An 11,095-nucleotide genomic window follows, 5' to 3' on the forward strand; every position below is an offset into this window, starting at 1 on the left:
CTGGCTTACTCAGAACATAATTAATAATTTTCACTTGAGTAACCTTTTTACTTAGACTCCATATCTGACCAAGAATTATGGGAGCCAGTTTGAAAAAGGAAAAGAAAATAGTCAAATACCCGATTATGTAAGCGATTTTGATTGACAAAGGAAATTCCCAGAATGAGTACGTCACGTCAGCACCACTCATGTCAACAGCATCGCCCAATTTTTCAAGTTCTTCATCGGGTAGGCAGGGACCAACGGTATATCCTCCGGTGTCTGCACTGGTTATACCTAGGGTACTCAGGAAAAGAATAAAAAGTAAGCTCTTTTTCAACATAGTTGGCCCGCAACTTGATTAATTTGTTTGTAAATTCAGATTGTATAATCTTCTTTTCCGGTCACCCTGTTCCCATATACTTCATACTTCCAGATTCCCGTTTAAATACCATTTGAATTTTGAATATTCAGGCGAATTCTCCCGTTAACTGCTCCATCAGCATTTATCATGGTAAGAACCTAGCACTGAGCCACTAGGAGTATATCTTGAACCGTAGTGAAGCAGTCGAATCTTCCCAGTTAAGATCAACAACCAGAAGTGTCAGGCCGCGATCTACATTTTTCATGCAGATTTGTCCCTTCCTGACTGAAGAAACCATAAACTGTCATAATACCTCTATCTGTGTCAACGATACAATTTCAGTATCATGTAAAGATGCTACGATATAGTTGCTTGAGATTTTTGCTTTTTCCACATTTTCAGCTGCTGCCGCTGTAGTGGCAGATAAAAAAAGCAGGGTTGCTAATATAACAAACAATATCTTTCTTGGCATTTTCGACTCTCCTGTTAACACTTATCAAAAGAGCTTACTTAAATTTTATGGCAAATCGTCCAATTATCTAGCAAATGGACCTATAAATCTTAAGAAACTCAAATTTAAGTTTGATTAAACTTTCAGTTGGATGATTTGGTCACAAATTAGTTATAAGAGTAAGTTTCTAGAAAAATATGAACATTTAAAAAGATGTTCAGTGGAGCTCAAATTCTCTCTGGAAGGTTTATTCGAACTCCACATTGCCCGGAGGCATGATTGGTGTTAGCTTTAAGAGTACTTAAGGCTTACTTGGTCTGCCTCCTAGGAAAACAACTAGGAGTTATACAAATGATTAAGAAAAAAAGTGGAATAGATGTAATATTTGCGGCAATATTGATTGTTGGTTTAGCTTTTTTGCCTTCTGTGAATGCACAGGAAGAATCAAATGGGACTGACACATCAAATGCGGTCAGCGTGGATATAGCTGAAGAAGTTGCATCTTACTCTATAAAAGAGATTTCTGGATCTTTATCTAATTTTTCAGAATGGGCAAATGCAACTGTAAAATTATCCACGGTTTATTACAATCTTGATAACAAAAAGTCAGCATATTCATTCAACATTGTAGAAAATAATCAACAAGTGGGATATATTTTCATTTCAGCGACAAAGGATAACTATCCAGTTCTGGAGTTTTCAAAAGGCAAGATACTTAATGAAATACCAGAATTTACAACACGTTCAAAATCATTAGTACAAGAACGCGCTAACGAGATAAAACTAGAGAGTACTGACAAGGAAGAACCGGTTATTGGAGAGATGAAACCTCTTTATTTAAGCCCAACATTTTACTACGCTGAGTATACCCTAACCGATAAAAAAGGTAGAGCCAAAGAAAAAGTAATAGTAGATTTACCATTTTCAACCATAGTAGACTTTAATGAGTCAAATGTAAATATTCCAGATAAGAAAAACTACTATTTTAACAATACATATTTACAACATCAACAAGAAATAAGAAAGAAAGACGCAAATGCACAATGGATTACCCTAGAAAAAGAAATGACTGACCCCTCAAGTTATTCTACGTCTTCTAGTTCAAAATCAATCAGTGGCGTGCCTAAGTATAAGTGGTACTATGGTTGTTCTCCAACTGCGTCTGGGATGGTATTAGGGTATTGGGCCAGCCACGGATATTCTTACCTAGTAACGGGATATGACCTAGTAAGAGAATTAGCATATGCGATGGGCACAGATTGGCCGGGAAGTGGATCAACTTGGCCATATAAAATTGATGATGGTATAGAGACGGTTTGCAATAACCATGGATATGATAACTTTGATGCATCCAATGATATCTATGTTTCATGGACTGAGGTAAAAACCGAGGTGAATGCGAATAAACCTTTCGTGCTCAGCATGCTAAATGGAGGGACAGGTAATGGTTACACTCAGCCATATGGCGAGCATAGTGTAACTTGCATAGGATATTATGATGGAAATCAAGATTACGTATACTTACATGATACATGGGATACAAGTAACGTACATTACTTAGCATTTGGGAGCTGGACTGGAGCTATGGCAACATGGGTGAGGCCTTAACCACCCATTATATTTTTCTTGAATTGGGGCAGGCAAATGTTTTCTAAGAAAGTGAATAAAAAGATAGCCCTTTTAGTGTTTTTGATAATTGCTCTCCTTGGAGTATGGCTTATTTTCGACGTTATTCCAATTGGCCCAGGACTGCCTCCCTCAGAGGGTATGCCAGGATGGTATATTCCAGGAGCCTGGCAAGGGAATGAACAGGGTTGCACATCACTTTTTCCAAAGATTTCCCCTTACTGTAATGCAGGAAACTACTCTCAAGAAAAATTAATAAATGTTTGGTACTTTGACGATGAATCTGAGTTCTTAAAAGGGGAAGATACACTTTATCATTATTTGGAAGAAAACGGTAACGTATTCTATCAGGAACTGAATATTAGTGAAGAACTTCAAGAGGTAATTGAAAGGCGTGAAGCTGAAAACGCATGGGGTCCCATTTATGGGCCTTACTCTTTTAATGTAACAGGGTATAAAAGTCCAGAAACCTCAGGATACTTTCTAGTGTACGAGAAACCTTTCCTTAAAGGGAGAGACGATTATTTCGTAGTTTATTACGGAGTTAGTAACACAACTAATCTAACTAAAGAAGCAACAGAACTAAAGAAATTGATTGCTGAGTCTTATTATATGGCTAATGGAGAAGGGAAAGTTGATAGCTTAAAACCAGGGAATAAAAAAGAAAAGGACAATATTTTATTTTCGTGGTTTTAAGAAAGGATGAACTTCTAAAAATAGACTCGATGAACCGTTACCTTATGGTAACGCTAGTGGTATATCATTGGAATGTGAGATCGTGAAGATCGGAAATTATTGTTTATAGGAACAGTGATTGAGCTTGTGCTATTCGGATTTTTTGAGTTTGTAGGGCTTGATCTAACATACGGTAGAATTATAGATGCGATTATTGTAGGTTCATTAATTGGTAAAACCATAGGCAAAGGCTCGGAGAAGTATGCTTTTTTTAATATTTATATATAACTTGGTTATTATGGTTTTTTCTATTCAGTAATCGGGTTATCTGGATCATTTGTTGAAAAATGCGATAAGATAGTCACATGAATATGGGAAACTAAAAAATACTAATATAAACACTGTCGTCTGTGCTAATTCGCGGATAGAGGTTATCAAATTAGCTCTAAAAAATCCAGATCTAATTGACAATCGTTTTTATAAAGATCTCCCATATTTATTCTTATTTCCAACCAGTTCTGTGCTATCCTATTAGCAACCTAATATAAGAAAATATATACATCCACAGATAGTGAAAAAGGAGATAAATTTTTAAATTAAAACTCTAATTTGAGAGCTTCGAAAAGGCTGCTCAAAGTTTATATTTGAGCCGTTTCAATATTTGAGCCATTTCAGCAACTCCGGCTCCACAGCCGGATTCACAAAATATTTTGTAAACTTACCTTCTACTTCAGAGAAAATAACATTGTCTTCCCTTAATTTTTTTATATGCCAGTGAGTAGTGCTTTTGTCTAAGTTCAACTTTTCTGAAATTTCCTGATTTGTAATCTCAGGATTTTCCAGAATATTAAGTAGTATCTGTTTTCTTGTACTGCCTTTAAGATGTGATATTATTATTTTATCGTTTTTTGTGAAAGCATTGGAATTTTGAAACACTCTTGTAAATTTTCCTTCCTTTGTTAAGGTCAATACCCCTTCAGCTTTGAGTGTTGTGATCTGATATCTTATAGACCCCAGGCTAATTTTCAGGTTTCTTGATATTTCAGATGGTGTACACCCTGGCTTACTCAGAACATAATTAATAATTTTCACTTGAGTAACCTTTTTACTTAGGCTCCATATCTGACCAAGAATTATAGGAACTAATTTAAAGAAGGAAACGAAAGCAACCAGGTATCCCAATATATAAGCTATCTTGAATGATAATGGAAACTCCCAGAAGGTAAGCGTCCTGTCCGCCCCGCTCATGTCAACAGCATCGCCCAATTTTTCAAGTTCTTCATCGGGTGGGCAGGGACCAACGGTATATCCTCCGGTGTCTGCACTGGTTATACCTAGGGTACTCAGGAAAAGAATAAAAAGTAAGCTCTTTTTCAACATAGTTGGCCCGTAACTTGATTAATTTGTTTGTAAATTCAGATTGTATAATCTTCTTTTCCGGTCACCCTGTTCCCATATACTTCATACTTCCAGGTTCCCGTTTAAATACCATTTGAATTTTGAATATTCAGGCGAATTCTCCCGTTAACTGCTCCATCAGCATTTATCATAGTAAGAACCTAGCACTGAGCCACTAGGAGTATATATTTTAAGCGAAGAGAGTCTGTCGAATCTCCCCAATTAAGATTTACAGCCAGAAGGGTAAGACCATTACCTACGTTTTTTCCATGTAGATTTATTTCTCCCTGACTGACGGAATCATAAACTGTCATAATACCTATATCTGTGTCAACATACAAATTTCAGTATCATGTGAAGATGCTACGATATAGTTGCTTGAGGTTTTTACTTTTTTCACATTTTCAGCTGCTGTTGCTGTAGTGGCAGACAAAAAAATCAGGGTTGCCAATATAACAAATAATATCTTTCTTGGCATTTTTGGCTCTCCTGTTAACATTTATTAAAAGAGCTTACTTAAATTTTATGGTAAAATTATCCAATTGTCTAGCAAATATATCTATAAATCTAAAAAAATTCAAATTTAGATTTAATTATACTTTCAGTTGGATGATTTGGTCACAAATTAATTATAAGAGTAAGTTCCTAGAAAAATATAAACATTAAAATTAATGTTTGGTGGAGTTCAAATTCTCTCTGGAAGGTTTATTCGAACTCCACATTGCCCGGAGGCAGGAAAATATTAGTTTTAAGGGTACTTAAGGCTTTTCTGTTTCTGCCTCCTAAAAAAATAAGGAGTAAGGCAGAGACTCAGTACCAAAATCCAGTGATGAACGTAGAATTAAAAATCACTAGATTTTGAAAATGGACACAATCCTTTGAATACATCCTCTTGATTGAAGTCTTTAGATATCGAATAGTGAGTTTATAGAAGAAAGAATTCTTCCCGCAAATTCAGTGTTTCAATCGAAAAATGCAAAAATCACTGGATTTTGGACCAGAGTCAAGGCAGATGATTAAGAATAAAAGTGGAATAAGTGCAATATTTGCAGCAATACTTCTTGTGAGTATTGCTTTCGTACCGGCTGTGAGTGCGCAGGCGGAGACAGAATCAGCAGACAAATTAGAAGCGATCATTGATATCAATGGTCAAATAACACCAACATCAACGATTTCAGTACTTGGTGAAGAGGTTTGTGATGTGCTGACTGCAGCACTTTGGACGCTAGATCAGTATGTAGATGATAGTAGAATTGGCACGGCTCAAAATAAACTTTCTCAAAGTGCTAGTGCATTTAGAAATAATAACATTGTAACAGGGTGCAATTATCTAAAACAAGGCATAGTCATCTCATTGAACCTAGCAGCTTATTGGGCTTCAGTTCTTGCCACATGGGTATACAACAAACTGGTCAGCGCGGCAAATAGCGCGAAAAGCTTTCTTATTCAATATGGATACTGGTAATTTACTAGTTGATTGATACTACCTCACAGAAATCAAAATGCAGTTTATAGCCTCCTGTTTTCCCATATTTTGGGAGTTACTGGAGCTGGCTTGTTGTATTAGCATAGAAACGCAAGAAAAAACTGTGTGGAGACGATATCTGAAAATATCAGTCATGTATTAGTTAACGACCTAAATACTAAAAATCTTTAAATTGAATATATTTTGCTGGGTTTAAACCCAGCATTTTTTAAAAGTGGTACTATGAAAACTGGAAATTTATTGTTTATAGGAATAGTGATTGGGCTTGTATTATTCGGATTTTTTGAATTTTTAGGGCTTGATCCAACATACGGAGGGATTATAGGTGCGGTTATTGTAGGTACATTAATTGGTAAAAAAATAGGCAAAGGCTCGGAAAAATATGCTTTTTTTTCAATATTTACGTATAATCTGATTGGCTGGATTTTAGTATTTTTATTTACCTCCGATGGAAAGCTTGCGTTACAATATGGGAGTATAGCTTTGTCTACTCTCATCGGCTTTGCGCTCGTTATGGTCTTTTTCTATTCAATAATCGGGTCCTTTGGAGCATTTGTTGCCTCCAACCTAAGCAGGAATAAACAGGATGAAGGATTATGAATTTTTCTGAAGTACAGGTTATTGGGGAAGACGAAACATTTAGGGGTTCAAAAAGTAGATATGTATGGCTTTTTGGCGGAATTTTTATCTTTCTTTGTTTCCTAGCAATGCACTATAGTACTAGCTATCTATTCCTTTTCTTTTCAAATTCCGGCGGCATCCCGTATACTTTGATTTCTTATCAGATGGTATTATCTATCGGACCTTTTATGACTATGATAGCATCTTTTGATATCGTAAGCAGTGAAACTGAAACCGGGTCTGTAAGATACATTCTCTCGAAGGTCCACAGATCATCTTTTATCTTAGGAAAATTTTTATTTCTATTACTGGTATTTACGTCCATCTCCTCCGGAATTGCACTTATAAGCCTGATATATCAGTATTCTGGAGGAAACACCTTTCATTTCGAAAGTATTATTTTATTTTGGATTTCCTCAAGCCTTTATCTGGGATGCTTCATAAGTATTTTTTTATTGATCTCAATATTGTCTACAAACAACAAAATTTCATTTACAATGTCTGTAGTCTTTCTTGGGATTTTGATATTTTTCATTTTACAGGGAAATGAAAGTTATCTAAAATATATCACCCCTTTTTTTTACGGGATTAAAAACATGGAGTTTATGAAAGGCTTCCCGGTTGAAGCTGGATACCTCACGGTTTTTGAAAGCCTATTTTCAATGTTCCTGTACATACTGGTCTTTTTGTCCATGAGTTTGATAGCTATTAAAAGGAGGGATTTCTAATTACTGCGGCTATTTCTACCAAAAACCTGTACAAAAAATATGGATCTCGCTTTGTTCTGGAAAGTCTTTCCCTGAATGTAGAAAAAGGAAGTATCTATGGTTTTTTGGGCCAGAATGGTGCCGGAAAAACAACTACAATAAAATTACTGTCAGGGCTTTCAACACCTACGCAAGGGCAAATTTTTGTTGACGGTATGGAACTATCTTCCGAATCAGGAAAAATTAAACAGATTCTGGGCCTAGTCCCTCAGGATTCCGGCTTTTATGATGAACGAACAGCCTTAAGCCATATGGTATACTACGGGAGATTAAAAGGCCTGAGTAAAAAAGAGAGCCTGGAACAATCAAGGGTTTTATTGGATCAGGTTGGGCTTGGAAATGAAATGTTCAAAAAAGTAGGCTATTTTTCCCATGGCATGAAAACACGACTGGGAATTGCTCAGGCTCTTTTGAATAGTCCAAAAGTACTGATTCTTGATGAGCCTACTAATGGTCTCGACCCTGTTGGAATCCGGCAAATCCGGCAAATCCTTCGTGAATGCAATAACAATGGGATCACGCTATTTCTTTCATCCCATAACCTTCTGGAAATACAGGAGATTTGTACCTATGTCGGAATTCTGGATAAAGGCAAGCTTATCGCTGAAAGTACAATTGAAAAAATCCGCCATATTGAGTCTAGTGGGGTAATTACAGTTGGAATTTACAATCTATCTTCTAAAATAGTTCATTTAATTGAGAGTCTAGAGTTTGTCGTAAAAACTGAACTGAAATCCAAACATATCATGGAAATTTTCGTAAACTCTAATAAAGATGTCAAACCGGAAATTAATAGACTAATTGTCGAAAGTGGAGGGCAGGTTTTTAAACTTATGGAAAATTCTCTTTCATTAGAAGACGCATTTTTTAATGCACTGGAATAAACCTTAAACTTTTGGGCAGGAAGTTCCCATTTTTTTATCTCGAAAGGAGTTTAGGTTCCAACCTGGGTTCTCACATCTCAAGCGTTTATAGTTAGTTTACAATTGATCATATCAAAAAACCATGGTTTTAAAATAAAGTCTCAGTCTTGTGTACCTAAGGTGAAGCAATATTTCGGCATCAGTAAAAGTTAATCTGCATAAAATCTGAATTCAGCTGTAATATCTTATGATCTTAATTTGTTGAAAAATGCGATAAGACAGTCACATGGTATATGGGAAACTAAAAAATATTAATATAAATAACTATCGTCTGTGCTAGTTCATGGATACGATTAAAAGACATGACCGTAAAAGTTAGATAAATAAAGTTTTTGTTTTTTAAACGATATATAGGCCTTATTTTTCTCGGATTTAAAGTCCTTCGAATTTAGAGACCTTTTTTTATCCTCTTTCCACAAAATGCAAAAACAACCAAACTTACAAATACACCTGAGATGAAGATAAGAGGATTTTTACGATCAGCAATCGGGTTATCTACTTGAATTCGTTCCATGGAATATTTTCTAAAATCAGAAATTCGATTCTCCACAAACACAGTTCCATTTTCATCTTCAGACCATATTTTTAGGTTATGACTTCCTGGAGTAAGAATCAAGAGATTCCCTGGATACAGAGGCCCAAAATTATCCATATAAAAATAAAGAGTTTTATTTGAGTCCACAAAATTTTTTGGGTATCCAATTATATAATTACCACAGTATTTTTCTTCCTGACCTGGAGGCTCAAAACTCCTGTTTTGCTTTTCCTCATTTACAATGTTTATGCTATCAGAGCCTCTGTTTCCATAACAGTCGGTTGCAAGAACTTTGATAGTATGTTCTCCTTTCGGAAGCGAAAAGTTCCTGCCTGATTGGAGATTTCCCAGGCTCTGGTTGTCAAAGAAGATTTCAATAGTAGCCTCTGGGTCAGATACATTATAGAGGAGTTCAAATGAGGCTCCGGAGACCTCTGGATTGGAAACATTAACAAATGGAGCCTGATTCTCGTCAGGACTAGCCAGATAGATGAGACTTTTGGCAGTCAGAACACTTGCATTCCTGACAACCGAAAAATCGACATTGTCAACTGTATCACTTAACTTGTGGAAATTCCTGCCATTGTGGTGACAAATTGCTACTGCAGGGATATCGCTTTCCCAGAAGATTTCATGATCTCCTCCGATTAAAGGATGAATAAAGTTTGAATAATCCGGAATTTCATATTGAATTTCGATCCCTAAGTCTCTTGCCTTGTTTTCAAGAACGGATTTAAGCCAGGCATTCTGGGGAAGATATTCTATGTAGAGAGGTTCGCTTCCTATAGAATCCACATTAATAACTGAAATAATATCATCTTTCAACTCAGGATGAGCTTCTACCCAGGCCTGGCTGCCAAGAAGATTGTATTCTTCTCCGGAAAAAGCAATGAAATATATTGTCCTGTCAAAAGACTCATTCTGCAAGACCCTTGCAAGTTCAAGCATGCAGGCCACCCCTCCTGCGTTATCATCCGCTCCGGTTCCGTTGGCCGATTCACAAACATAGGTGTCGGACCAGACTGGCCAGAGATAAGGCTTTCTTATCTCAGAATCAAAAATATCCTTTAAACCTGCCTCTGGAGGTACAATTATTCTTGAATCATAATGCGCGGTTACGAGAATAATCTCGTCTTTAAGATCTTTTCCCTCTTTAATCCCCACTACGTTTGTGCCGCTTACGTTCCAGTAATTGAAGTCCCGTGTGCGTACCCTCGCGGAAAAATTTTCCGGAGAAACCTGCAGGCCTGCTTTTTCCATTTCATCTTTTATAAATAGGAAAGCTTCAGCAGCATTTTTACTTCCAATTTTTCGTTCTCCAAAAGAAGATATAATTCGAGTTGAGTTTTCAAGTCTGGTTTGAGAAACATCAAAAGATATAGATGTATTGTTATGTTGCATGTTGGAATCAAAACTGTAGGCCGCCAGGGTGTCTACATTCTTGTTAACTGGTCCGATTTTAGTATCAAATGACGGTGTTACTGTATAGTTGCTTGATGGTTCTCTTTCGTCTAGATTTTCAACTGTTGCTGCCGTAAAGGAAGATAAAAAGTAACTATTCACAGGGTATAGTTAGCGGCGCTCCTTTGAGCGCCGCGAGAATACCCTCTAAAACAGGTAAACCATTCTTTCTTATTGTGGAAATATATGCTCTAATTCTGCAGAAAGCTTCCGCTCCTCGTGCAGTTCTGAAAGTTCCTGATATTTTCTGCTGTAGCTTCATCATCCTGACATCTCTTTCTGCTTGATTATTCTCAAACGGAACTTTCAAGTCTGTCAGGAATCTCAGAATCTTGTCTTTATGTTCTATAAACCTATCAAGCAGATTCCTTGCTTTGGTTTTTGGATTCTTACCACGTTTTCCTCGTTTTTCAGGATTTAAAGAAGGTGGATTTTCTTCAATTCCTTTCGCGACTACAGCATTGAACCTTTTTTCTAATGCCTTAACTTGTTCAAAATCTAGATTTTTGACCTGCTCTTTACACTCATCAGCATACTTTTTCATTTCAGACAACAGCTCATTCATATCTTTAGCCCATTGCTGTTTATAATTCTCTTCAATTCCAGTAAGTTCTCTCTGGAGATGAACATTGCAAAGAGCATGATCACAATTATAACTGTTGTAAGGTTTCCATCCATCGTGAACTGCTACCCCTTTAAACTCTGGAAGAATTCCCATAGCATCAATAGCTTCGGATCCTCTTTTTGCATGAGTAAAATAACAGGTGTATTTGTCAGTAGAAGCTACATGAAGCCAATGTCTTTTTCCT

12 protein-coding genes and 1 pseudogene are annotated in these 11,095 nt (G+C 36.5%); 7 read left to right on the plus strand and 6 right to left on the minus strand.

Features of this window, described 5'->3' with window-relative positions:
* Together ASJ81_RS04795 and ASJ81_RS22590 are read right to left on the minus strand one after the other, a co-directional pair.
* Window positions 1-322 (minus strand): annotated as a pseudogene (locus ASJ81_RS04795) (winged helix-turn-helix transcriptional regulator); the annotation flags it as partial.
* Between the two features lie 325 nt (window positions 323-647).
* Window positions 648-815, minus strand: a complete 168-nt coding sequence (locus ASJ81_RS22590) for a hypothetical protein (protein WP_170943196.1) — start codon at window positions 813-815, stop codon at window positions 648-650.
* A gap of 261 nt (window positions 816-1,076) precedes the next feature.
* Here ASJ81_RS22590 and ASJ81_RS04805 point away from each other — a divergent pair, with 261 nt between their 5' ends.
* The 3 genes from ASJ81_RS04805 (at window position 1,077) to ASJ81_RS22595 (ending at window position 3,383) form a co-directional block, all read left to right on the plus strand.
* On the plus strand, window positions 1,077-2,402 hold the full coding sequence (locus tag ASJ81_RS04805) for a C39 family peptidase (RefSeq protein ID WP_095643493.1): 1,326 nt from the start codon (window positions 1,077-1,079) through the stop codon (window positions 2,400-2,402).
* 36 nt (window positions 2,403-2,438) lie between these two features.
* On the plus strand, window positions 2,439-3,116 hold the full coding sequence (locus ASJ81_RS04810) for a hypothetical protein (RefSeq protein ID WP_095643494.1): 678 nt from the start codon (window positions 2,439-2,441) through the stop codon (window positions 3,114-3,116).
* Window positions 3,117-3,215: 99 nt separating this feature from the next.
* Window positions 3,216-3,383, plus strand: coding sequence for a hypothetical protein (locus ASJ81_RS22595; RefSeq protein WP_170943195.1), 168 nt, complete (start codon window positions 3,216-3,218; stop codon window positions 3,381-3,383).
* A 366-nt stretch (window positions 3,384-3,749) separates the two neighbouring features.
* Here the strand turns inward: ASJ81_RS22595 and ASJ81_RS04815 are convergent, their stop codons facing one another.
* Together ASJ81_RS04815 and ASJ81_RS22600 are read right to left on the minus strand one after the other, a co-directional pair.
* Entirely contained in the window at window positions 3,750-4,475 is a 726-nt protein-coding gene (locus ASJ81_RS04815; RefSeq protein ID WP_095643495.1) for a winged helix-turn-helix transcriptional regulator, read from the minus strand.
* A gap of 337 nt (window positions 4,476-4,812) precedes the next feature.
* Window positions 4,813-4,971: a hypothetical protein gene (locus ASJ81_RS22600; RefSeq protein ID WP_170943197.1), complete on the minus strand. Its 159-nt coding sequence runs from the start codon at window positions 4,969-4,971 to the stop codon at window positions 4,813-4,815.
* Window positions 4,972-5,505: 534 nt separating this feature from the next.
* Here ASJ81_RS22600 and ASJ81_RS04825 point away from each other — a divergent pair.
* From ASJ81_RS04825 to ASJ81_RS04840, 4 genes are all read left to right on the plus strand, one after another.
* Window positions 5,506-5,958 carry a hypothetical protein gene (locus tag ASJ81_RS04825; protein WP_170943198.1) on the plus strand — a complete coding sequence of 151 codons (453 nt, stop codon included), beginning with the start codon at window positions 5,506-5,508 and terminating at the stop codon, window positions 5,956-5,958.
* A gap of 243 nt (window positions 5,959-6,201) precedes the next feature.
* Window positions 6,202-6,579: a hypothetical protein gene (locus ASJ81_RS04830; RefSeq protein WP_095643497.1), complete on the plus strand. Its 378-nt coding sequence runs from the start codon at window positions 6,202-6,204 to the stop codon at window positions 6,577-6,579.
* Between the two features lie 215 nt (window positions 6,580-6,794).
* Entirely contained in the window at window positions 6,795-7,328 is a 534-nt protein-coding gene (locus ASJ81_RS04835; RefSeq protein ID WP_245859812.1) for an ABC transporter permease, read from the plus strand.
* Window positions 7,329-7,384: 56 nt separating this feature from the next.
* Window positions 7,385-8,251, plus strand: coding sequence for an ABC transporter ATP-binding protein (locus ASJ81_RS04840; protein ID WP_095643499.1), 867 nt, complete (start codon window positions 7,385-7,387; stop codon window positions 8,249-8,251).
* A gap of 427 nt (window positions 8,252-8,678) precedes the next feature.
* Here ASJ81_RS04840 and ASJ81_RS04845 read toward each other — a convergent pair whose 3' ends face one another.
* Both ASJ81_RS04845 and tnpC read right to left on the minus strand, forming a co-directional pair.
* Window positions 8,679-10,388, minus strand: coding sequence for a M28 family metallopeptidase (locus ASJ81_RS04845; protein WP_245859810.1), 1,710 nt, complete (start codon window positions 10,386-10,388; stop codon window positions 8,679-8,681).
* Window positions 10,381-11,095, minus strand: a 715-nt coding sequence (gene tnpC / locus ASJ81_RS04850; RefSeq protein ID WP_141241584.1) for an IS66 family transposase, incomplete at its 5' end; no start/stop codon positions are given. The genes ASJ81_RS04845 and tnpC, both read right to left, overlap by 8 nt.

Origin of the sequence: Methanosarcina spelaei (assembly GCF_002287235.1) — an archaeon.
GTDB classification, from domain to species: domain Archaea; phylum Halobacteriota; class Methanosarcinia; order Methanosarcinales; family Methanosarcinaceae; genus Methanosarcina; species Methanosarcina spelaei.

What these genes read in the sequence shown, in the direction of transcription:
- ASJ81_RS04825 (WP_170943198.1), top strand. Translation starts at nt 5,506, where the DNA reads ATGATTAAGAATAAAAGTGGAATAAGTGCAATATTTGCAGCAATACTT.
- ASJ81_RS04815 (WP_095643495.1), bottom strand. Translation starts at nt 4,475, where the DNA reads ATGTTGAAAAAGAGCTTACTTTTTATTCTTTTCCTGAGTACCCTAGGT.
- ASJ81_RS22590 (WP_170943196.1), bottom strand. Translation starts at nt 815, where the DNA reads ATGCCAAGAAAGATATTGTTTGTTATATTAGCAACCCTGCTTTTTTTA.
- ASJ81_RS04830 (WP_095643497.1), top strand. Translation starts at nt 6,202, where the DNA reads ATGAAAACTGGAAATTTATTGTTTATAGGAATAGTGATTGGGCTTGTA.
- ASJ81_RS04810 (WP_095643494.1), top strand. Translation starts at nt 2,439, where the DNA reads ATGTTTTCTAAGAAAGTGAATAAAAAGATAGCCCTTTTAGTGTTTTTG.
- ASJ81_RS22600 (WP_170943197.1), bottom strand. Translation starts at nt 4,971, where the DNA reads ATGCCAAGAAAGATATTATTTGTTATATTGGCAACCCTGATTTTTTTG.
- ASJ81_RS04835 (WP_245859812.1), top strand. Translation starts at nt 6,795, where the DNA reads ATGATAGCATCTTTTGATATCGTAAGCAGTGAAACTGAAACCGGGTCT.